The organism is Microbacterium sp. T3-8 (assembly GCF_055398145.1).
The window spans coordinates 1,844,464-1,864,359 of the sequence record NZ_AP027918.1; the positions used below are offsets into that span (position 1 = coordinate 1,844,464).

A 19,896-nucleotide genomic window follows, 5' to 3' on the forward strand; every position below is an offset into this window, starting at 1 on the left:
GAACGGTTGTCGCGCGACGGAAACGAAACGCAGACGGCCCCATCGTATAGCGGCCTAGTACGCCGCCCTCTCACGGCGGTAACGCGGGTTCGAATCCCGCTGGGGTCACACAACAAGAGAAGGCCCCCGGTTCTCCGGGGGCCTTCTTCGTGCGTCGACGTCTGTGCTCAGGTCGCGCGCTTCGCGCCGGTCAGCCACAGCGCGACCGCCGTCGTCAGCAGAGCCGCCGCGGCGAGCGGGAAGTCGAGCCCGTACATCGTGATGCCGATCACCGGGGAGACGAACACGAGCACTGCGGCGGTCGTCGCTGCCGGGGAGGGGAAGCGCGCGGGTGTCTGCCGCGGAGCCTTCTCGAAGCGCACGAGCCACAGCGATGCCAGCCACACGGCGCCGAGGACGATCGCGAAGAACACCGGACGCGTCCACCACCATGCGGCGCTTCCGGGGGTGGGCATCGGCAGGGGCAGCAGCAGCTCGATCCCGATGAGCACGAGGATCACCGGGAAGTGCCAGAGGTAGATCGTCATCAGGCGGGAACCGATCAGGAAGACCGCGCCCTGCGCCGGTCGCGTGCGCATGAGAGCCGTCAGCGGCTGGCGCAGGAGCGTCAGCCCCGCAGCCTGCACGATCGCCAGCAGCGCCATCGGCGCGGTCGGAGGCCACTGGTTCGTGAGCATGCTCGCGGGATATCCCGCGATCGCGACGAGCGCCCAGAGCGCGCCGTAGCCGGCCACGAAGATCGCCGCAAGCTGCCACCGACTGCGCCGCGCGAACCAGCCGTCGTACAGGAAGAAGCCCACCTGCTGCGCGAACAGCCAGATGAAGACGATGTTCGGGATGCCGAAGATCTCCTGACCGAAGCCGTACCCCGTCGGCGGCACGCGATCGATGCCCAGCAGCTCGCCGAGAATCAAGAACCGGAAGGCATCGACCGCGAAGCCGGCGAGCAGCAGCACGACGAGTACGCGCGCGCCGAACCGCTCGTGCAGACGCATCATGAACGGCGCGCACGCCTGAGCGATCAGATACGCGGCGAGGAACCACAGCGGTGAGCCGACGCCGATCGCGATCGAGTCCACGAAAGCGGGATCGAGGTCGATCAGCCGTGTGACGCCCAGGGCGACCGTGAAGAACACGAAGACCGGGAGTGCGGGGCGGGCGAGCCGGGCGAGCCGCACGCGCACGAAACCGTCGGCCGTCTCTCCTCGGGCGGTCGCGGAGCGCCATCCCGCGCGCGCCGCGTATCCGCCGACGACGAAGAACAGCGGCATGATGTTGACGATCCACGTGCCGGCGACGAACCAGGACTGCAGCTCGACGGTCTTCTCGATCACCAGAGATCCGTCCGAGCCTCGGCCGACGCCGGTGAACAGGATGTGCACGAAGACCACGAGGAGCACGCACGCCACACGTGCGAGGTCGAGCGTGAGGTCTCGTCCGGCGGGGACGGTGCGGGTCGTCGTGTCGGCGGCGGCGCGGGTCATGCCGAAGACTCTAGCGCCGCGAGGCGATCGCCCAGGTGCCCGTGCCGTCGCCTGTGGAAAAAGCGCCGAAGGGGCACCCGCCGAGCGTGCGGGTACCCCTTCGGACATCAGCGCGGGTCAGGCCTCGACGTCGGATGCCGCAGCCGTCGCAGCGTCTCGACGCATCCGGCGGGCCCGACGGATGAGCCAGATCGCGAGCACCACCACGCCGGCGATCGCAGCCCAGGGGAGGAGGAAGCCGACGGCGATCACGAGAGCGTTGAGCGAGACGATGAGCCCGTTCCATCCTGCCCACAGCCCGTCACCGAACCCCGCGGGATCGGCCGTCGTCGTCGTGGCGGTCCGGGTCAGCTGGACCTGGAGGCTGGACATCGCGACCTGGTCGTCGAGCGCGGCGAGCTGCTGTTCGTAGGACTCGAGCTGCGCCTGGCGGTCGGTCAGCGCGACCTCGGCCTCGATGAGCTCCGAGACGGATCCCGTCTGCGCCATGAGTTCGGTGAGCCGCTGGACCGAGGCTTTCGTCGCGTCGACACGCGCCCGGAGATCCACGGCGACGTCGGTGACGTCCTGGCGGGAGATCGACGACGACAGCACCTCCCCGGATTCGTCGAGCTCGGCGATGACCGCGGCCAGGTCGGCGGACGGTACGCGGATGCTGATCCACCCGTACCCCGAATCCGCCGGAGCGGGCTCCGACGTGCCGTCGACGGCCAGGGCCTTGCCAACCTCGGTGCTCTCGACGTACCCGCCGTGCTCCTCGGCCAGCGCGCTGATGGCGTCCGCGGCATCCGCGATGTCCTCCACCTCGAGCGTGGCGTTCGCGTTCGCGATGATCTCGCGGTCGGCCGTGGCGACGTCTCCGCTCGCGATCGAGCTCGATTCCGCCGCGCTGTCGAGGCTCGCACTGCGATCGCCGGAGACACCCTGCTCGGGCATCGCGACACCCGGGACGGGCGCATCGACGGCGGGGGAGCTGAAGCCATCGGCCGTGCTCGAGGCGCCGCCGGAACCGACGACGCCGAGGATCGGGGGCGTCACCAGCACGCCGACCGCGAAGGCCGCGGCGACGCCGACACCGGTCAGCCAGCGACGGCGGCGCGCTCCGGCACGCGCAGGAGCCACCTGCGGGGCCGGGCCGGGAGCGCGCTCCTCGGCGATCTGGGCGAACACGGCGGTCTCGATGCGCGTGACCGCCTCATCCGACAGCTCGGGCAGCTCTTCCGGGGTGGTCTGGTCGTTCATGCGTCTCTCACTTCCTGGACGGCGCCCCGCAACTGGGTGCGCACTCGGGAGAGACGGTTCCGAACGACGGCGTGACTCACACCCAGCTCCTCCGCGGCCGCCTGATAGGCGTACCCCTCGGTGGCGCAGAGGCGGAAGATCTCGCGATCGATCTCGCTGAGGTTTCCCACCTCATCGGCGATCCGAGCCGCGAGCGCCGCCGTGATGACCTGCTCCTCGACGTTCACCGTGTCGGGGAGGGAGTCATCGAGCGCGTCGGAGGTGTGCGCCTGATCCCGCCGCCGTTGCCGCAGACGATTCGCCGCCTGGAAGCGGCAGATCGTCGCGAGCCACGGCAGGATCGACTCGCCCTGGAGGTCGAGTGCGGGGAGCTTGCGCCAGGCGACCAGGAAGGTCTCCTGGGCGATGTCCTCGGCATCCGCGGGGGAGGCGAGGATGCCGTAGGCGATCCAGTACACGGGTCGGACATGTGCGCGGTACAGCTCGCGGAAGGCGCTCTCGTCACCCGACGCGGCCTGCGCCGCCCATCTCTGATCACTCGTCTGCGTAGGCATCCTGATTCCGTTCGGTGTCTCTCACCCGGAGAGTGTCGAGGGATGCCCCATCGTCTCAGAATCCTCCGCGCGCCGATATCGTCGGCGCTCCGATAGCATTGCGTCTGCGAGGGGGAGTATCCCGGATCCGCGCGTAACGTCATCACGAGCACCAAGGCCGCTGCTCCGGGCGCGCGACGCACCGTGTGCGGGGGAGAGACTCTCGATCCTTCTAGACCCTTCGCGAAAGCTGTCGTTCCCCGTGGAAATCCCTCTCTGGTTCGAGATCACCTCGATGATCGTCCTCACGGTCATCCTCATCGGCGACCTCCTGCTCATCCGGCTCCGGCCGCACATCCCCTCCACGAAGGAGTCGACCCTGTGGGTCGTCTTCTACGTCGGGCTCGCCCTGCTGTTCGCCCTCCTCCTGGGCAACGTCGGCGGGTGGCAGAACGCCGGCGACTTCATCACCGGGTGGGCGCTGGAGTACAGCCTCTCGGTCGACAACCTCTTCGTCTTCGTGCTGATCATGGCCCAGTTCGCCGTGCCGCGGCGTCTGCAGCAGCAGGTCCTCATGGTGGGCATCATCATCGCGCTGCTCCTGCGCGGTGCCTTCATCCTCGTCGGCGTCACGATCATCGAGAACTTCTCCCCGATCTTCTACATCTTCGGCGCCTTCCTCGTGTGGACGGCGATCCGCCAGGCGATGCCCGAGGGTGACCACGACGGCGAGGTGCAGCGCGAGAACTTCATCGTGCGCCTGCTGCGCCGCCGGATCGACATCAGCGAGACGTACGACGGATCCAAGATCCGCACGACCGTCGACGGCAAGCGCATGTGGACCCCGATGATCATCGTGTTCATCACGATCGGAGTGACCGACCTGATCTTCGCGATCGATTCGATCCCCGCGATCTTCGAGATCACGACGAACGGGTTCCTCGTGTTCTCGGCGAACATCTTCGCTCTCATGGGCCTGCGTCAGCTGTACTTCCTGCTCGGTGACCTGCTCGACCGCCTGCGTTACCTCCATTACGGCATCGCGGTGATCCTCGGGTTCATCGGCATCAAGCTGATCCTGCACGCCCTGCACGTCAACGAGCTGCCGTTCATCAACGGCGGTGAGCACGTGGAATGGGTGCCCGACATCGACAACATGGTCTCGCTCGGAGTCATCCTGGTCTCGATGACCGTGGCGACCATCGCGAGCCTGATCGCGGCTTCGCGGGAGAAGCGGGCGCAGAAGGTGGCACCGCCCGCGGAGTGATCCCGGAGAGACGCGACTCGGGCGCGGATCACTCCGCCGACCAGAGGATCTCCGCGTCGAGGGTGGCGTCGATCGTCTGACGGAGCAGTGCCCCGACCGATTCCGACTGCAGAAGCGAATAGCGGTCGTACTCGCCGAGCGGGGCGATCGCGGCGAGCTGCCAGGACGCGGCGAGGGGATCGTCGGAGAGTTCGGTGTTCGGATCCCAGCGCGCCTCGGGTGCGCGGGCGAGCACGCGCCGCACGATCGACTCGCCCTCGGCGAGCAGGGGGGTCAACCCGTCGTGCCACTCCAGAGTGGGGAGCGGGGTCAGAGCGGCTCGTGGATGCGGGTCGTCGTCGAGCCACTGCTCGACCAGGAAACGCTCCGTGCCGACGGCGAGCGCATGCAGCACCTCGGTGTCGGCGGACACGCTGACGAGCCGCGCCAGGGTTCCGATGCGACTGCGCTGATCGCCACCGCCCGCCTCGGCGCCGCGCTCGATCAGGACGACGCCGAACTCCGGATCCTCTTCGTCGAGCAGCCGCCCGATCATGGTGAGGTAGCGGGTCTCGAACACGCGGAGCGGGAGCGGGGTGTACGGGAACAGCACCGAGCCGAGGGGGAACATCGGCATCGGGTTCATGGGATCAGTCAACACCCCGCGCCGCACGCAGGCCAGCGTCGTACAGTGAAGAGATGCGCAGACCGCTCCCCGTCACTCCCGCGCCCGGCCAGGAATCGGTGTGGGACTACCCGCGACCGCCTCGAGTGGAAGCGGTGGCGGAACGCGTGACGATCCGGCTCGGCGGCGAACTGATCGCGGACACCGACCGGGCGATGAGAGTGCTCGAGACGAGCCACCCGCCGGTCTACTACCTCCCGATAGCCGACTTCGCACCGGGTGCGCTCACCGACGCGGCCGGTTCGTCGTTCTGCGAGTTCAAGGGTGCAGCGCGCTATCTCGATGTCCACGGCGGAGGTGTCGTGCGTCCGGGCGCCGCATGGAACTACCCTGATCCGACGCGGGGTTTCGAAGCGCTCGAGGATCGCGTCGCCGTGTACGCCGGGCCCATGGACGAATGCACGGTCGGCGGAGAGATCGTCGTCCCGCAGCCGGGTGGTTTCTACGGCGGCTGGGTCACGTCGGCCGTCGTGGGTCCGTTCAAGGGGATCCCGGGCTCGATGGGCTGGTAGTTCCCGCCCGCCGACGATCAGAACGCCCGCAGGTTCGCCTGCAGCCCGCCGTCCGCGTACTCACGGCGCAGGATGCCGCGCCGACGGAGGATCGGCACCAGCTCGTCGAGCGTGCGGTGCAGGGTCACCGGGTGGAAATCGCCCCAGAGCAGTACGCCGTCGTTGCCCCACTCGCCGAGCTCCTCGATCAGGTCGGCGAACTCCTCCGCCGTACCCACGAAGCCGCTCCGATCGCTGATGCGTCCGGCGCGGACGAGGGCGGTGAGGTGCGCGCGCAGGGGGGCGTCCTCGCCGCGGTCGCCGATCAGTCGCTGGATGCTTCCGCGTGACACGTGTGCGCCGAAGATCGACAGATCGAGCGGGCGATCGAGGTCGAGTCCGGTGAGATCGGTCTCGAGGTCGCTCGACTGCTTGCGCGCGATCTGCTCGAGGGCGGCGTCATCGGGATGGGCCGAGGCGGCGACGATCCGGTATGCCTCCTCGGGCGACGAGACGATGACGGGCTGGATGGCGAACAGGATCTTGATGTCCTCCGGGCGGCGTCCGCGTTCGATCGCCGCATCGTGGATCTTCTTCCGATACGCGCGCACCGACTTCTCGTTCAGCGGCGCGAGCGCGAGCTGCACGTCGGAGTTCGCGCCCGCGAAGCCGAGGCCGCGGCCCGACCCGCCCGGCGACACGATCGCCGGTTCGCCGTCGGTGAAGGGGATCGCGTTGAGCGGCCCGTCGAAGGAGTAGTACTCGCCGCGGTGCTGTACCGGGCGCAGCTTCGAGCCGTCGGCATAGACGTCGCTGGCACGATCGAGCACGAGGGCTCCGTCGTCCCAGCTGCGCCAGAGCGCGCGGATGCCGTCGAGCCATTCCTCCGCGCGGTCGTAGGCCTCGTCGTGCCCGAGCTGCGCCGCGCCGGAGAAATGACGCGCGCTCCCGGTGTCGGTGACGACGTTGAGACCGAGGCGATGTCCGCTCAGATGCTGGAGCGTGGCGAACTGGCGGGCCGACGTGAACGGCAGGGACGCCGCGGGATTCACCGTGGGCACCACGCCGAGATGCTTCGTCGCCTGGAACAGGTAGGGGGCGAGCAGCAGAGGGTCGTGCTTGGGCCCACCGAAGGCGTGGCGCACCCGCAGATCGATGGTCGAGGGCGATCCGAGTGAGGGGCCGTCCTCGATGATCACCAGATCGAATCCGGCCTGCTCGAGCGTGCGCGCCGCTTCCTGGTAGATCTCGGGTCGTGTCCAGTCGTAGTCCCAATCGAGCGACGGGTAGCCCCAGCCCTGCGGTCCGAAGCCGCGCGCGAGGAACCAGCCGAAGTGCTGCGGGCGGCTCATGCGACGACCTCCCGAACGGTCTCGAGCACGCGCGACAGATCGGCGATGAGGTCGTCGATGTCCTCGATGCCGATCGAGAGGCGCAGGGTACCCGGGTGCACGCCGAGAGCGAGGCGCTCGTCCTCGGTGCGGTGGGAGTGGCTGGTCGTGCCCGGATGCAGCACCAGGGAGCGGACGTCGCCGATGTGCGTCATGTGGATGAAGACGCCGACGCTCTCGACGAAGTCGCGTGCGGCGGGGAGGCCTCCGCGGAGGGTGACGGTGAAGATGGAGCCGAACCCGCCCTGGAGATAGCGCGCCGCGGTCGCGTGATCGGGGTGGGTGGGGAGACCGGCGTAGTCCACCCGCTCGACGTCGGGATGCTCCGACAGCCACTCGGCGACCGCTTGGGCGTTGCGCGACTGCCGTTCGACCCGCAGTCCGAGCGTCTCGACGCCCTGACCGATGAGGAAGGCGTTGAGCGGGGAGGGAGAGGCGCCGAATCGAGGAGCCACGCTCTCCCGGGCGTACGCGATCCGCGCGTTCCCACCGTGCCGTGCGGCGACACTCGGCTCGCCGTTGCGGCCCGGGAGAACGAGATGGGGAGCATTGTGTCCGGCGGCCGCCGGGTCGAAGCGGCCGTCGTCGACGATCACACCGCCGAGCACCGAGCCGTGCCCGGCCAGGAACTTCGAGGCGGAGTGCACCACGATCGCCGCTCCGTGCTCGAGCGGACGCACGAGGAACGGCGTCGCGAGCGTGTTGTCCACGATCAACGGGATCGCCGACTCCTCGGCGACCGCGCTCACCACGGCGACGTCGAGGATGTCGTTGCGGGCGTTGGCGATCGACTCGGCGAACAGGGCCCGGGTGTTCGGACGGATGGCGGCGCGCCAGGCATCCGGATCGGCGATGTCGTCGACGAACGTCGTCTCGATCCCCAAGCGGGAGAGATTGTCGAGGAAGAGTCCGCGACTTCCCTCGTAGATGTGCGTCGACGAGACGATGTGGTCGCCTGCGCCCGCGACCGTCAGAAGGGCGGTCACGACCGCCGCCTGACCGCTCGCGACGAGCAGGGCATCCGCCCCGGACTCGAGCGCGGCGATCTGCCGCTCCACGGCCCGAACGGTCGGATTGCCCGTGCGGGTGTAGCCGAAGCCGGCGCCGGTGCCGAAGTGATCGGCGGCGTGATCGAAGTCGTCGAACTCGAAGCCGGCGGTCAGGTAGATCGGCGTCGCGCGCGCAGCGGCGGAGTCTCGCGTCCTCGCGGCGTGCACGGCGCGAGTCGCGAAGCGGGCGTGGTCGGCGGTCATGCGATGCCTCTCGATGATTCGGGTGAACAGTAGAGTGTCACGGCGCGTCATCGGGCGCCGAAGCGGTGGTAACCTGACGTCATGCGGATCGTGCTCCTTCTTAGCGGCCGCGACGAGACCTCGTTCTGAGCCCCTCCTCGTCGCGGAGTCCATCGTGGGCCGAACCGCCAGCTTCAGGAGAAGAGCCATGAACACCCCCGCAGTCGACGTCGATTCCTCACGCCCGAGAACCCTCGCCGAGAAGGTCTGGGACGACCACCTGGTCGTCAAGGGCGAGAACGGCGAGCCGGATCTCATCTACATCGACCTGCACCTCGTGCACGAGGTCACCAGTCCGCAGGCCTTCGACGGCCTGCGCTCGGAAGGGCGACCGCTGCGCCGCCTCGACCTCACGATCGCCACGGAGGACCACAACACTCCGACGTGGGAGATCGACAAGCCGATCGCCGATCTCACCAGCCGCACGCAGATCGAGACGCTGCGCCGCAACGCCGCCGAGTTCGGAGTCCGCCTGCACTCCCTGGGAGACGCCGAGCAGGGGATCGTCCACGTGGTCGGCCCGCAACTCGGACTCACCATGCCGGGCATCACGGTCGTCTGCGGCGACTCGCACACCTCGACCCACGGTGCCTTCGGCGCCATGGCCTTCGGCATCGGTACGAGCGAGGTCGAGCACGTCATGGCGACCCAGACGCTGCCCCTGAAGCCGTTCAAGACGATGGCCATCAACGTCGAGGGAACGCTGCGACCCGGCGTCACCGCCAAGGACATCATCCTCGCCGTGATCGCGAAGATCGGCACCGGCGGTGGCCAGGGCTACGTGCTCGAGTACCGCGGCAGCGCGATCCGCGCCCTCTCGATGGAGGGGCGCATGACGATCTGCAACATGTCGATCGAGGCAGGTGCCCGCGCCGGAATGGTCGCGCCCGACCAGACAACCTTCGACTACCTCGAGGGGCGTCCGCACGCGCCGAAGGGCCAGGACTGGGAGGATGCCGTCGCCTACTGGCGCACGTTGCCCTCCGACGACGGCGCCGCGTTCGACGCCGAGGTGTTCATCGACGCCGACGACCTCGAGCCGTTCGTGACCTGGGGCACCAACCCCGGACAGGGAAGTTCGCTCTCGGCGGCGGTGCCGGATCCCGCCGCGATCACCGATCCGAACGAGCGCGCCGCCGCGGAGCGCGCACTCGAGTACATGGACCTCACGCCGGGGACGCCTCTCAAGGAGGTGCCGGTGGATGCCGTCTTCATGGGGTCGTGCACGAACAGCCGCATCGAGGACCTGCGCGCCTTCGCATCGATCATCGAGGGCAAGAAGAAGGCGGACGGGGTGCGCGTGATGGTGGTGCCGGGCTCGGCGCGTGTACGCCTCGAGGCCGAGGCCGAGGGCCTCGACCGGATCATCAAGGACTTCGGCGCCGAGTGGCGTTTCGCCGGGTGCTCGATGTGCCTGGGCATGAACCCCGACCAGCTGGCACCGGGGGAGCGCTGCGCATCGACCTCGAACCGCAACTTCGAAGGCAGGCAGGGCAAGGGCGGGCGCACGCACCTCGTGTCGCCCCTCGTCGCGGCGGCCACGGCCATCCGCGGAACCCTGTCGAGCCCAAGCGATCTGGAGGTCTGATCATGGAGAAGTTCACCACCCACACCGGCATCGCCGCTCCTCTGAAGCGGTCGAACGTCGACACCGACCAGATCATCCCCGCCGTCTTCCTCAAGCGGGTCACCAAGACCGGCTTCGAGGACGCGCTGTTCCACGGCTGGCGGCAGGACCCCGAGTTCGTGCTCAACCAGCCGTCGTATCAGGGCGCCTCCGTGCTGCTGGCCGGTCCCGATTTCGGCACCGGCTCGAGCCGCGAGCACGCCGTCTGGGCGCTGCGCGACTTCGGCTTCAAAGTGGTGCTCAGCCCGCGCTTCGCCGACATCTTCCGCGGTAACTCGGGCAAGCAGGGCTTGCTCGCCGCAACGATCTCCGAAGAGGATCTCGAGCGTTTCTGGGCCGAGATCGAGCGGAATCCCGGGGTTCGGATGACCGTCGACCTCGAGGCGCGCACCGCGTCGATCGGCGACATCCAGGCCGAGATCGGTATCGACGATTACACTAGATGGCGGCTCCTCGAAGGGCTCGATGACATCGGGCTCACGCTGCGCAACGAAGACAAGATCGCGCAGTTCGAGGCCCGTCGCGAGTCGTGGCGGCCCCGGACCCTTCCCGTTCAGTAACGCGGTGGAGGCGGGTGGCTGAGGGGCACCCGCCCCGAACACAGTGAACTGAAGTGAGGCTCCGAATGACGACACCCGTGCGCGACGCTCTTCCGGACGGAGTCCCCGCACTCACCGGAGACGTCCTCGCGATTCGAGGCGGACGCCCGCTGCGCGGCCGCGTCGACGTCAAGGGGGCGAAGAACCTCGCCACCAAGGCGATGGTCGCCTCCCTCCTCGGTGAGACCGTCAGCACCCTCCGCGACGTGCCCGCGATCAGCGACGTCGCGGTCGTCCGCTCCCTCCTCGAGGTGCACGGCGTGCGCGTGTCCGAGGGTGACGAGCCCGGTGCGCTCGTCTTCGACCCGAGCGACGTCGAGTCGGCGCACTTCGAGGAGATCGACGCCCACGCCGGTGCATCGCGCATCCCGATCCTCTTCTGCGGCCCGCTGCTGCACCGTCTCGGTCAGGCGTTCATCCCCGACCTCGGCGGGTGCCGCATCGGCGACCGCCCCATCGACTTCCACCTCGACGCGCTCCGCAAGTTCGGCGCCGTCGTCGAGAAGCTCCCCAGCGGCATCCGTCTGTCGACCCCCAACGGTCGCCTGCACGGCGCGAACATCCACCTCCCGTACCCGAGCGTCGGCGCGACCGAGCAGGTCCTGCTGACGGCCGTGCGAGCGGAGGGCGTGACGGAGCTGCGCAACGCAGCGATCGAGCCCGAGATCATGGATCTCATCGCCGTGCTCCAGAAGATGGGCGCGATCATCTCGTACGAGCCCAACCGGGTCATCGTCATCGAGGGCGTCGAGAAGCTCCGCGGCTACGATCACCGGTCGATCTTCGACCGCAACGAGGCGGCTTCCTGGGCATCCGCCGCTCTGGCGACCGACGGCGAGATCTTCGTCGGCGGCGCGAAGCAGCAGGAGATGCTGACCTTCCTCAACGTCTTCCGCAAGGCGGGCGGATGGTTCGACATCCAGGAGGACGGCATCCTCTTCCGTCGTGAAGGCGAACTGCGCCCCGTGGTCGTCGAGACCGACGTCCACCCCGGCTTCATGACCGACTGGCAGCAGCCGCTCGTGGTCGCCCTCACCCAGGCCAACGGCCGGTCGGTCGTGCACGAGACGGTGTACGAGAACCGCATGGGCTTCACCGAGGCGCTCGTGAAGATGGGCGCCGACATCGTCGTCCACCCGCGCGGGCTGCAGGCCGGACCGCGCCGCGTGCCGCGCCGCGACCTCGAGCAGGCCGCCGTCATCACGGGGCCGACCCCGCTGCACGGCGCCGACATCGTCGTGCCCGATCTCCGGGGCGGGTACAGCCACGTGATCGCGGCGCTCACCGCTTCCGGCGAGTCCAAGGTCTCGGGGGTCGACATCCTCAGCCGCGGCTACGAGAAGTTCCTCGCGAAGCTCGACGCGCTCGGCGCCGACTTCGACGTCCTCCGGTGACGCCGATGCGCAACAGGTCGCCGGAGACGACGCGGCCCAGCATCTTCTGGCCGGTCGCAGTGATCGTCCTCCCTCTCGTCTCGTTGATCGCGAAGATCCGGGTGAGGAACCCGGAGAAGCTCCCGCGCGACGGGGCGTACGTGCTCGCGCCGAACCACTATTCGGAGTTCGATCCGCTGATCGTGGCGGTCGCCGTGTGGCGAATCGGACGCGCACCAAGGTTCATGGCGAAGGAGAGCCTCTTCCGTGTGCCGGTTCTCGGATGGATCCTGCGCAGGACGGGCATGATCCCCGTGGCGCGGGCATCGTCGGCCACGGCGGCCAAGCAGACGATGCTGCAGTCGAAGGAGATCGTCGAGCACGGTCGCGGGGTCATCGTCTACCCCGAGGGCACCCTCACCCGCGATCCCGACCTGTGGCCCATGCGCGGTAAGTCCGGCGCGGTCCGCCTGGCCCTGACCGACGGCATCCCGCTGATCCCGATGGCCCAGTGGGGCACCCAGGAGATCATGGGCCGGTACCAGAAGGGGCTGAGCCTCTGGCCGCTCCGGAAGCCCGTGGACGTGATCGTCGGCGACCCCGTCGACGTCTCCGACCTCCAGGGGCGCGGCGGCGATCAAGCCGCCTTGAACGAAGCCACCACGCGGTTGATGAACGCGATCACCGTTCTGCTCGAAGAGCTGCGCGACGAGAAGGCCCCCGCCGAGCGGTGGAACCCGTCGACGCACGGTCAGAAGGAGACGGGGCGCCTTGACTCCTAAGCGAACGACGCACCAGGGGCCGCGCGTCGCCGTGATCGGCGCCGGCAGCTGGGGCACGACCTTCGGCAAGATCCTCGCCGACGGCGGCGCCCAGGTCACCATGTGGGCACGCAGAGCCGAGCTGGCGCAGGAGATCAACGAGGCCAAGCGCAACTCGCGATACCTCCCCGGCATCAACCTTCCGCGGTCGATGGCCGCGACGCATGAGCTCGCGACCGCGCTCGAGGGCGTCGATCAGGTCTACCTGTCCGTGCCCAGCCAATCCCTGCGCGAGAACCTGAAGGCGTTGCGGCCGCTGCTCGCCGGCTCGGACGCCAAGATCGTCAGCCTCATGAAAGGCGTCGAGCGCGGCACCGGACTGCGCATGAGCCAGGTCATCCAGCAGGAGCTCCGCTGCGATCCCGACCGAGTGGCCATCGCTTCGGGACCCAACCTCGCGCTCGAGATCGCTCGGGAGCAGCCGACGGCCGCCGTCATCTCGTCGCGCAGCCAGGAGACGGCCGAGACGGTCGCCCGTGCCGCGCGCAACGATTACTTCCGCACCTTCGTGAACACCGATGTGATCGGCACCGAGTTCGGCGGAGTGCTCAAGAACCTCATCGCCGTCGCGATCGGGATCGTCGACGGCGTCGGCTACGGCGAGAACACGAAGGCGTCGATCATCACCCGCGGACTGGTCGAGATGACCGACTTCGCGGTCGCCAACGGTGCGCACCCGGAGACGCTCCAGGGGCTGGCGGGACTGGGCGATCTGATCGCGACCTGCCAGTCGCCGTTGAGCCGCAACAACACGGCCGGGCGTCTGCTCGGCCAGGGATACAGCTTCCAGGACGTCGTCAAGCAGATGCAGCAGACCGCCGAGGGACTCGCGTCCGTCGCGCCGATCCTGCAGCTGGCACGCGAGTCCGAGGTGCACATGCCCATCGTCGAACAGGTGAAGATGGTGCTCGACGGCAAGATGAGCCCGCGCGACATCGCACCCCACCTGACGACGGACGACGACACCCCGCAGGGGGAGAGGACCAACCATGGACAAGCAGACGGTGGTGGTGCTGTTCGGAGGGCGCTCCAGCGAGCATTCGATCAGTTCCGCAACGGCGGGCGGAGTGCTGGGCGCGATTGATCGTGGTCGCTACGACGTGATCCCTGTCGGGATCACCCGCGAGGGCGCCTTCGTTCTCGAGGACGACGACCCGGCCAAGTTCCCGCTCGATGCCGCGCACCTCCCTGAGGTGGTCGACAACGGCACCCGCGTGCTGTGGCCCGAACCCGGCGGAGACCGCACGCTGCGCGTCGTCCGTGTCGACGGAACGATCGACGGTCTCGGTGAGATCGACGTGGTGCTCCCGATCCTCCACGGCCCGCACGGAGAGGACGGCACGATCCAGGGGTACTTCGACACCCTCGAGGTGCCGTATGCCGGTGGCGGTGTGCTCGACTCGGCGCTCTGCATGGACAAGCACTTCATGAAGATCGCGCTGCAGGCAGCCGGCATCGTCGTGGCGCCCTGGGTCACGGTTCGGCGCCGTGCATGGGAGCAGGATGCCGCGCAGGTGCGCGCACAGGCTGCCGAACTGGGCCTCCCGCTGTTCGTCAAGCCCGCGCGTGCGGGCTCGAGCGTCGGCGTGTCGAAGGTGGAGGCGCTGGACGAACTCGACGCGGCGCTCGCGATCGCGTTCGCCGAAGACGACAAGGTACTGATCGAGACCGGCGTCAGCGGACGTGAGATCGAGGTGGCGGTGCTCGAGGGCGCCGACGGCGTGCGCGCATCGCTGCCCGGCGAGATCGTGCTGACCTCGCGCGGGTTCTACGACTTCGAGGGCAAGTACCTCGGGGGAGACGGCGTCGATGTCGTGTGCCCGGCCGTGCTCACGGATGCCGAGATCGCGGCGATCCAGAGCGCGGGTGTGAGCGCGTTCGAGGCCGTGGACGGTCGCGGGCTGGCGCGCGTCGACATGTTCCTCACTCCGGAGGGCGACCTCGTCGTCAACGAGCTCAACACGATGCCGGGGTTCACCCCGATCTCGATGTTCCCGAAGTGCTGGGTGGCCTCCGGTCTCAGCTACGGCGACCTGATCTCGGAGCTCATCGAGGCGGGCCTGCGCCGCTGATCGGCGACGCGAGGTGCCTCAGCCCGCTGTCGGAGGCTGAGGCTGGCCGGGGTGCGGGCCCGGGTACTGCTGCTGCGGATACGCCTGCTGGGGCGGGTACGCAGGTGCGGGATGCCCGGCGCCGTACGCACCGCTCGGCGCCGCCGGGCCGGCTGCAGCGCGGTGGACGATCGCGGCCACGAGAGCGGTGACCCACCCCCAGACGAGTGCCCAGGTGACTCCCGCGGTGCTGATCGTGAAGAACTGCACCTGGTAGATCTCGATCTGCGTGGGGTCGATCTGGAGGTACGCGAGGGTCAGCGGCGCACGGACGAGGCCGGCGGCTGCGGACGCGATCATCACGGCACCCCAGGTGCCGAAGAAGACGGCGGCCCCGCGCCCGGGAAGAGCTCCGCGGACGATCATTCTCACGAAGAGCCAGGTCAGGCCGCTCAGCACGACGAGCGCCAGGAGCATGCCCAGGACCGGCAGCGGAGAGCCTCCGCGGCCGAAGCCCCACCCGAGCGGATCGGGCAGGATCCAGGCCCGCGGGACATTCGGCACGCCGCCGAGCACGAAGAGGTAGCCGGCGAGGGAGCTGAGGAGAGCGCCGACGCCCACCAGGACGGCGGCGATGACGGGAGTTCGATTCGCGGGCTGAGGGTTCATGCCGCGAGTCTAGGAGACCGCGCTCAGCCGGCGGGGGACTCCACGCGGTCGGTGCATTTCGCGGTCGCCCGCTCGAGCCCGGGCTGGATGCTGGCGGAGAGCTTCTCGACGACCGTGCGGAAGTCGATCTCGGCGCCGCGTCGGATGATGACCTCGACGGCGGGGTCGCGCCCGTAGGTGACCAGGCGTTGACGCTCTTCCTCCTGGTCGAGCACGAGCCAGTCCACGCTGCCGATCGTCGTGCAGACGAGATCCGACGGCGCGGGCGGGGCGACGCCGCAGCGGAGCACGATCGTCGGATCACCCCATGCTCCCGTGGCCTGGGCATCCGTCCATACCCGGTCGAAGCCGGCGACGTTCTCGGGCAGCAGCACCGATACGTTCGCACAGGCCGGGTTGTTCGCATCATCCGCGGGCTCGAGGTGGATCGTCGTGGAGCATCCGGCGAGGGCGATCGCAGCGGCGCCGGCGACCGCGACGGCAGCAGCGAGGCGACGGAAGAGGGGCATGCTTCCAGGCTACCTTTGAGTTCATGCCCTCCCGACCCGAGAACCACGACCCCCTGCTCGGCGAGCTCTCGGAGGGAAGCATCCTGCGCGCGATCCTGTCGCGCACGCCGCCCGGATCGCACACGATCCTCGGTCCCGGAGACGACGCGGCGGTGATCTCCGCCCCATCGGGTTCGGTGGTCGCGACGACCGACACCCTCGTGCACGGTCCCGACTTCCGTCTCGCCTGGACCTCCGGCTACGACCTCGGGTGGAAGGCCGCCGCGGTCAACCTCGCCGATGTCGCCGCGATGGGGGCTCGTCCGACAGCCCTGCTGGTCGCCCTCGCCGTCCCTCGCGATCTGCGGCTGTCGTTCGTCGAGCGGCTGGCCGACGGCTTCCGCGACGCGTGCGAGGCGCTCGCGCCGGGGTGCGCGGTGGTCGGGGGCGATCTGACGGTCTCGGATGTGCTGACCGTCGCGGTCACCGCCCTCGGCGATCTCGAGGGGCGCTCGGCCATCACCCGCTCGGGCGCGCGGCCCGGGGAATCCGTCGCCATCGCCGGTGAGCTGGGCCTCGCGGCCCACGGGCTGGCGGTGCTGTTCGGTCGTTTCCGCGACGGCGAGACGCCTGTCCCCGTCGATCCGTCGAGGCTCGGCGACGGTGAGGCGGCCGCGGTCGCCGCCCAGCTGCGACCGTCACCGCCGATCGGCCTCGGACCGATGGCCGCCGTGACGGGTGCGACCGCGATGATGGACGTGTCCGACGGGCTCGCGCTCGACGCCGGTCGCCTGGCGGATGCCTCCGGTGTCACCCTCGCACTCGACGGGCACGCGCTCGGGCCGGATGCGCGTCGTGCCCTGGCCGGAGGCGAGGACCACGCCCTTCTGGCCACCTTCCCCGAGGGGATGCTCGCTCCGGGCTTCCGCGTGATCGGACGCGTGGTCGAGCGATCCGGTGACGGTGTGCTGTGCGATGGCGAACCCGTGGATGTCCGGGGTTGGGACCCCTATCGCGACTGGGACTCCGCCGCGGGCTGATCGCGATCCGCGCCGTCGAGCGGCTGCCCCCACCACACTGTGGTGTCGCCGTAGGTCTTCTCGCGCACGAGCTCGAGCCCCGCGGCGTCGAGATCCGGGGGTGTCGATCGGCGCGCACGCTCGACCACGACCAGTGCGTCGGGGGACAGCAATGGCGCGAGGGCGACGAGATCCGCGGTCATCGCCTCGTCATCGAGGTCGTACGGCGGGTCGGTGAACACCAGGTCGAACGGGCCCTGCGCACGCACCAGGAACGGATGCACGGCGCTCTCGTGCACGCGGGCCGCCGCGACTCCGCCGGCGCGTGCGACGGCCGCGGAGTTCTTGCGCACGATCGCTGCGGCGGCGCGCCCCCGTTCGACCAGATCGGCGCTGCGAGCGCCGCGGCTGAGCGACTCCAGCCCCAGGGCGCCGGAGCCGGCGTACAGATCGAGCACCCGGGCGTCATCGATGGCGCCGAACGACTCGAGCGCTCCGAAGAGCGACTCCCGCACCCGATCGCTCGTGGGGCGGGTGCCGGCGTCCGGCACCTCCAGGCGCGTTCCTCCGGCCGTACCGGCGATGATCCTCGTCACCCGTTCACGATACGACAGGCGGAGTGACGCGGGTGTCGGTGGCGTTCCCTAGACTCGATGCATGTCGCTCACCCTGGATTCGTCGCTCGACGACGCGTTGGGTACGACGACCGCGAAGACGCTGGATCGGGCGTTCTCGATGCGCACGGTGGGCGATCTTCTCTCGCACTATCCGCGCCGCTACGCCGATCCGGGCGAGCTGACTCCGATCCGCGAGCTCCCGCTCGGCGAAACGGTGACGATCGTGGCCGAGGTGCTCTCGTCGAGCTTTCGTCGCATGCGCAATCGCAACGGGGCGATGGTGGACGTCGTGATCGGCGACGGGATCGGTCGGATGTCGCTGACGTTCTTCGCGAAGAACATCGGTCAGGCGGAGTGGCGGTCGAACGATCTCGCGGTGGGTCGGCGAGGCGTGTTCTCCGGCAAGGTCGGGGAGTTCAACGGCGTGACGCAGTTCGCGCATCCCGAGTACGAGTTGTTCGATGACGAGGATTCCGCTCGACGCAGTGCGGATGCCCGCGCTTCGGTGCCGATCCCGATCTACCCGGCGACGTCGACGGTACAGACCTGGCAGATCGCGAGATTCGTCGGTCGGGTGATCGATGCGCTCGTCGACGTGCCCGATCCGCTCCCGGAATCCGTGCGATCCCGAGAGGAGCTCCTCACCGCGCGCGAGGCCATCGAGCTCATCCATCGGCCCCGCACCAAGAACGACATCGATCCTGCGGTGCGCACTCTGCGCATGCACGAGGCATTGACCCTGCAGACCGCTCTGCTCCAGCAGCGTGATGCGGTGCGCGCGCTCTCCGCGACCCCCCGCGCCGCGTCGCCGGGAGGGCTGCTCGAGCGCTTCGATGCCGCGTTGCCCTACACGCTCACGCCCGACCAGCAGACGGTCGGTGCGCAGGTCGCCGAAGACCTGATCGGCGCGTGGCCGATGAACCGGCTGGTGCAGGGCGAGGTCGGTTCGGGAAAGACGCTCGTCGCGCTGAGGGCGATGCTCCAGGTGGCCGAGAGCGGGGGACAGGCGGCGCTCATCGCCCCGACCGAGGTGCTCGCGGGGCAGCATCTGCGCTCGATCACCAAGATGCTCGGTCGCGAACTGGCTCCGCTCGTGATGCCGACTCTCCTCACCGGCCAGATGCCGGCTGCCGAGCGACGCAAGGCCGCCCTGCGCGTCGCCTCCGGCCAGGCATTGATCGTGGTCGGCACCCACGCACTCCTCGGCGAGAAGACCACGTTCGCCGACCTCGGTCTCGTGGTCGTCGATGAACAGCACCGCTTCGGCGTCGAGCAGCGCGAGGCGCTGCGCGCGAAGGGCTCGAGCCCGCACGCACTCGTGCTCACCGCGACCCCGATCCCGCGCACGGTGGCCATGACGGTCTTCGGCGACCTCGACACCTCCGTCATCCGGACGATGCCGGCGGGGCGCGCGGGCATCGAGTCCTTCGTCGCTCCGCTCGCCGAGCATCCCGGGTGGTTCAACCGTGTCTGGGAACGCGCGGCCGAGGAGATCGCCCAGGGGCGTCAGGTCTTCGCGGTGTGCGCGGCCATCGACACGACCAAGAAGACCGGCGAGGCGGGGGAGCAGCCGGCGATCGCGTCGGAAGGCGGGAACGGCCCGCGCTGGGGCGTCGTGCAGCTCGATGAGGCGCTCGCGACCCATCCCACACTCGGCGGGTTGCGACGTGCGGTCCTGCACGGGCGGATGCCGTCCGACGAGAAGGATGCGGTCATGCAGGCGTTCGCGCGCGGCGAGATCGATCTCCTGCTCGCGACGACCGTGATCGAGGTCGGCGTCGACGTTCCGAACGCGTCGACCATGATCGTGCTCGACGCCGATCGCTTCGGCGTGTCCCAACTCCACCAACTGCGTGGACGCGTCGGTCGCGGTGGCGTCCCGGGGCTCTGCCTGCTGGTCACGGAGGCCGAGTCCGGCTCCGTCGCCCGAGAGCGCGTCGATGCCGTCGCGGCTACGCTCGATGGCTTCGCGCTGGCCGAGGTCGATCTCGAGCTGCGCGGCGAAGGCGACGTGCTCGGCGCCGCCCAGGCGGGCGTGCGCTCCTCGCTCAAACTCCTCCGGGTCGTGAAGGACGCGGGCCTCATCGTGCGTGCTCGCGAGCTGGGTGAGGAGATCCTCGCGGCTGACCCCGACCTCACGCGACACGCCGGTCTGCGCGACGCGATCCTCCGGCGAGTGAGTGACGAGGACAGAGCCGCGCTCGCGAAGAACTGAGCTCGATGTCGCCGCACGGGGAGTGCATCGGAGAGGTGCCCTAGGCTGGTGGG

General features: G+C 69.2%; 19 protein-coding genes and 1 tRNA gene. 11 read left to right on the forward strand and 9 right to left on the reverse strand.

Annotated features, from left to right (window positions below):
- Window positions 1–35: 35 nt before the first annotated feature.
- Window positions 36–108: transfer RNA gene (locus ACZ5Y9_RS08690), tRNA-Glu, on the forward strand.
- A 59-nt stretch (window positions 109–167) separates the two neighbouring features.
- On the opposite strand, the gene ACZ5Y9_RS08695 is transcribed toward ACZ5Y9_RS08690, so the two are convergent.
- The 3 genes from ACZ5Y9_RS08695 to ACZ5Y9_RS08705 form a co-directional block, all read right to left on the reverse strand.
- Complete coding sequence (locus ACZ5Y9_RS08695; protein WP_464471152.1) at window positions 168–1,484, reverse strand: acyltransferase family protein; 1,317 nt, start codon at window positions 1,482–1,484, stop codon at window positions 168–170.
- Window positions 1,485–1,601: 117 nt separating this feature from the next.
- Window positions 1,602–2,726, reverse strand: a complete 1,125-nt coding sequence (locus tag ACZ5Y9_RS08700; RefSeq protein WP_464471153.1) for a DUF4349 domain-containing protein — start codon at window positions 2,724–2,726, stop codon at window positions 1,602–1,604.
- On the reverse strand, window positions 2,723–3,280 hold the full coding sequence (locus ACZ5Y9_RS08705; RefSeq protein WP_247622642.1) for an RNA polymerase sigma factor: 558 nt from the start codon (window positions 3,278–3,280) through the stop codon (window positions 2,723–2,725). The genes ACZ5Y9_RS08700 and ACZ5Y9_RS08705 overlap by 4 nt, the downstream gene beginning before the upstream one ends.
- 241 nt (window positions 3,281–3,521) lie before the next feature.
- Here ACZ5Y9_RS08705 and ACZ5Y9_RS08710 point away from each other — a divergent pair, with 241 nt between their 5' ends.
- A complete protein-coding gene (locus ACZ5Y9_RS08710) occupies window positions 3,522–4,526 on the forward strand; it encodes a TerC/Alx family metal homeostasis membrane protein (RefSeq protein WP_247622641.1) in 1,005 nt (334 codons plus the stop codon).
- Between the two features lie 28 nt (window positions 4,527–4,554).
- Here ACZ5Y9_RS08710 and ACZ5Y9_RS08715 read toward each other — a convergent pair whose 3' ends face one another.
- The gene (locus ACZ5Y9_RS08715) at window positions 4,555–5,151 is read right to left on the reverse strand and encodes an LON peptidase substrate-binding domain-containing protein (protein ID WP_464471154.1); all 597 of its coding nucleotides are present in this window, start codon (window positions 5,149–5,151) and stop codon (window positions 4,555–4,557) included.
- A 53-nt stretch (window positions 5,152–5,204) separates the two neighbouring features.
- Between ACZ5Y9_RS08715 and ACZ5Y9_RS08720 the strand changes: the two genes are divergently transcribed.
- Window positions 5,205–5,702, forward strand: a complete 498-nt coding sequence (locus ACZ5Y9_RS08720) for a DUF427 domain-containing protein (protein ID WP_464471155.1) — start codon at window positions 5,205–5,207, stop codon at window positions 5,700–5,702.
- Between the two features lie 17 nt (window positions 5,703–5,719).
- Here ACZ5Y9_RS08720 and ACZ5Y9_RS08725 read toward each other — a convergent pair whose 3' ends face one another.
- Together ACZ5Y9_RS08725 and ACZ5Y9_RS08730 are read right to left on the reverse strand one after the other, a co-directional pair.
- Window positions 5,720–7,033 carry an LLM class flavin-dependent oxidoreductase gene (locus tag ACZ5Y9_RS08725; RefSeq protein ID WP_464471156.1) on the reverse strand — a complete coding sequence of 438 codons (1,314 nt, stop codon included), beginning with the start codon at window positions 7,031–7,033 and terminating at the stop codon, window positions 5,720–5,722.
- Window positions 7,030–8,325 (reverse strand): O-acetylhomoserine aminocarboxypropyltransferase/cysteine synthase family protein, encoded by a 1,296-nt coding sequence (locus ACZ5Y9_RS08730; protein WP_464471157.1) that lies wholly within the window; start codon window positions 8,323–8,325, stop codon window positions 7,030–7,032. The genes ACZ5Y9_RS08725 and ACZ5Y9_RS08730 overlap by 4 nt, the downstream gene beginning before the upstream one ends.
- A 187-nt stretch (window positions 8,326–8,512) precedes the next feature.
- Between ACZ5Y9_RS08730 and leuC the strand changes: the two genes are divergently transcribed.
- From leuC to ACZ5Y9_RS08760, 6 genes are all read left to right on the forward strand, one after another.
- Window positions 8,513–9,952, forward strand: a complete 1,440-nt coding sequence (gene leuC, locus ACZ5Y9_RS08735; RefSeq protein ID WP_247622636.1) for a 3-isopropylmalate dehydratase large subunit — start codon at window positions 8,513–8,515, stop codon at window positions 9,950–9,952.
- Window positions 9,953–9,954: 2 nt separating this feature from the next.
- Window positions 9,955–10,551 (forward strand): 3-isopropylmalate dehydratase small subunit, encoded by a 597-nt coding sequence (gene leuD, locus ACZ5Y9_RS08740; RefSeq protein WP_247622635.1) that lies wholly within the window; start codon window positions 9,955–9,957, stop codon window positions 10,549–10,551.
- A gap of 65 nt (window positions 10,552–10,616) precedes the next feature.
- Entirely contained in the window at window positions 10,617–11,984 is a 1,368-nt protein-coding gene (gene murA, locus ACZ5Y9_RS08745) for a UDP-N-acetylglucosamine 1-carboxyvinyltransferase (protein ID WP_247622634.1), read from the forward strand.
- A 5-nt stretch (window positions 11,985–11,989) separates the two neighbouring features.
- A complete protein-coding gene (locus ACZ5Y9_RS08750) occupies window positions 11,990–12,745 on the forward strand; it encodes a lysophospholipid acyltransferase family protein (protein WP_336640466.1) in 756 nt (251 codons plus the stop codon).
- Window positions 12,735–13,868 carry an NAD(P)H-dependent glycerol-3-phosphate dehydrogenase gene (locus ACZ5Y9_RS08755; RefSeq protein WP_247622632.1) on the forward strand — a complete coding sequence of 378 codons (1,134 nt, stop codon included), beginning with the start codon at window positions 12,735–12,737 and terminating at the stop codon, window positions 13,866–13,868. The genes ACZ5Y9_RS08750 and ACZ5Y9_RS08755 overlap by 11 nt, the downstream gene beginning before the upstream one ends.
- Window positions 13,774–14,856 (forward strand): D-alanine--D-alanine ligase family protein, encoded by a 1,083-nt coding sequence (locus ACZ5Y9_RS08760; protein WP_247956064.1) that lies wholly within the window; start codon window positions 13,774–13,776, stop codon window positions 14,854–14,856. The genes ACZ5Y9_RS08755 and ACZ5Y9_RS08760 overlap by 95 nt, the downstream gene beginning before the upstream one ends.
- An 18-nt stretch (window positions 14,857–14,874) precedes the next feature.
- On the opposite strand, the gene ACZ5Y9_RS08765 is transcribed toward ACZ5Y9_RS08760, so the two are convergent.
- Window positions 14,875–15,504, reverse strand: a complete 630-nt coding sequence (locus ACZ5Y9_RS08765) for a hypothetical protein (protein WP_336640465.1) — start codon at window positions 15,502–15,504, stop codon at window positions 14,875–14,877.
- 23 nt (window positions 15,505–15,527) lie between these two features.
- The gene (locus tag ACZ5Y9_RS08770) at window positions 15,528–16,013 is read right to left on the reverse strand and encodes a DUF3515 family protein (RefSeq protein ID WP_247622629.1); all 486 of its coding nucleotides are present in this window, start codon (window positions 16,011–16,013) and stop codon (window positions 15,528–15,530) included.
- Window positions 16,014–16,036: 23 nt separating this feature from the next.
- Between ACZ5Y9_RS08770 and thiL the strand changes: the two genes are divergently transcribed.
- Window positions 16,037–17,032: a thiamine-phosphate kinase gene (gene thiL / locus ACZ5Y9_RS08775; protein ID WP_464471158.1), complete on the forward strand. Its 996-nt coding sequence runs from the start codon at window positions 16,037–16,039 to the stop codon at window positions 17,030–17,032.
- On the opposite strand, the gene rsmD is transcribed toward thiL, so the two are convergent.
- Window positions 17,002–17,607 carry a 16S rRNA (guanine(966)-N(2))-methyltransferase RsmD gene (rsmD, locus tag ACZ5Y9_RS08780; protein WP_247622627.1) on the reverse strand — a complete coding sequence of 202 codons (606 nt, stop codon included), beginning with the start codon at window positions 17,605–17,607 and terminating at the stop codon, window positions 17,002–17,004. The two genes, thiL and rsmD, sit on opposite strands and share 31 nt — an antisense overlap.
- Window positions 17,608–17,668: 61 nt before the next feature.
- Here rsmD and ACZ5Y9_RS08785 point away from each other — a divergent pair, with 61 nt between their 5' ends.
- On the forward strand, window positions 17,669–19,843 hold the full coding sequence (locus ACZ5Y9_RS08785) for an ATP-dependent DNA helicase RecG (RefSeq protein ID WP_247622626.1): 2,175 nt from the start codon (window positions 17,669–17,671) through the stop codon (window positions 19,841–19,843).
- Window positions 19,844–19,896 lie beyond the last annotated feature (53 nt).

Excerpts from the sequence above, each read along its gene's own strand:
- ACZ5Y9_RS08770 (WP_247622629.1), bottom strand. The coding sequence starts at position 16,013 with ATGCCCCTCTTCCGTCGCCTCGCTGCTGCCGTCGCGGTCGCCGGCGCC.
- thiL (WP_464471158.1), top strand. The coding sequence starts at position 16,037 with ATGCCCTCCCGACCCGAGAACCACGACCCCCTGCTCGGCGAGCTCTCG.
- ACZ5Y9_RS08700 (WP_464471153.1), bottom strand. The coding sequence starts at position 2,726 with ATGAACGACCAGACCACCCCGGAAGAGCTGCCCGAGCTGTCGGATGAG.
- ACZ5Y9_RS08705 (WP_247622642.1), bottom strand. The coding sequence starts at position 3,280 with ATGCCTACGCAGACGAGTGATCAGAGATGGGCGGCGCAGGCCGCGTCG.
- ACZ5Y9_RS08720 (WP_464471155.1), top strand. The coding sequence starts at position 5,205 with ATGCGCAGACCGCTCCCCGTCACTCCCGCGCCCGGCCAGGAATCGGTG.
- leuD (WP_247622635.1), top strand. The coding sequence starts at position 9,955 with ATGGAGAAGTTCACCACCCACACCGGCATCGCCGCTCCTCTGAAGCGG.
- ACZ5Y9_RS08725 (WP_464471156.1), bottom strand. The coding sequence starts at position 7,033 with ATGAGCCGCCCGCAGCACTTCGGCTGGTTCCTCGCGCGCGGCTTCGGA.
- leuC (WP_247622636.1), top strand. The coding sequence starts at position 8,513 with ATGAACACCCCCGCAGTCGACGTCGATTCCTCACGCCCGAGAACCCTC.
- ACZ5Y9_RS08750 (WP_336640466.1), top strand. The coding sequence starts at position 11,990 with ATGCGCAACAGGTCGCCGGAGACGACGCGGCCCAGCATCTTCTGGCCG.
- ACZ5Y9_RS08785 (WP_247622626.1), top strand. The coding sequence starts at position 17,669 with ATGTCGCTCACCCTGGATTCGTCGCTCGACGACGCGTTGGGTACGACG.
- ACZ5Y9_RS08730 (WP_464471157.1), bottom strand. The coding sequence starts at position 8,325 with ATGACCGCCGACCACGCCCGCTTCGCGACTCGCGCCGTGCACGCCGCG.
- murA (WP_247622634.1), top strand. The coding sequence starts at position 10,617 with ATGACGACACCCGTGCGCGACGCTCTTCCGGACGGAGTCCCCGCACTC.
- ACZ5Y9_RS08695 (WP_464471152.1), bottom strand. The coding sequence starts at position 1,484 with ATGACCCGCGCCGCCGCCGACACGACGACCCGCACCGTCCCCGCCGGA.
- ACZ5Y9_RS08715 (WP_464471154.1), bottom strand. The coding sequence starts at position 5,151 with ATGAACCCGATGCCGATGTTCCCCCTCGGCTCGGTGCTGTTCCCGTAC.
- ACZ5Y9_RS08765 (WP_336640465.1), bottom strand. The coding sequence starts at position 15,504 with ATGAACCCTCAGCCCGCGAATCGAACTCCCGTCATCGCCGCCGTCCTG.
- ACZ5Y9_RS08760 (WP_247956064.1), top strand. The coding sequence starts at position 13,774 with ATGGACAAGCAGACGGTGGTGGTGCTGTTCGGAGGGCGCTCCAGCGAG.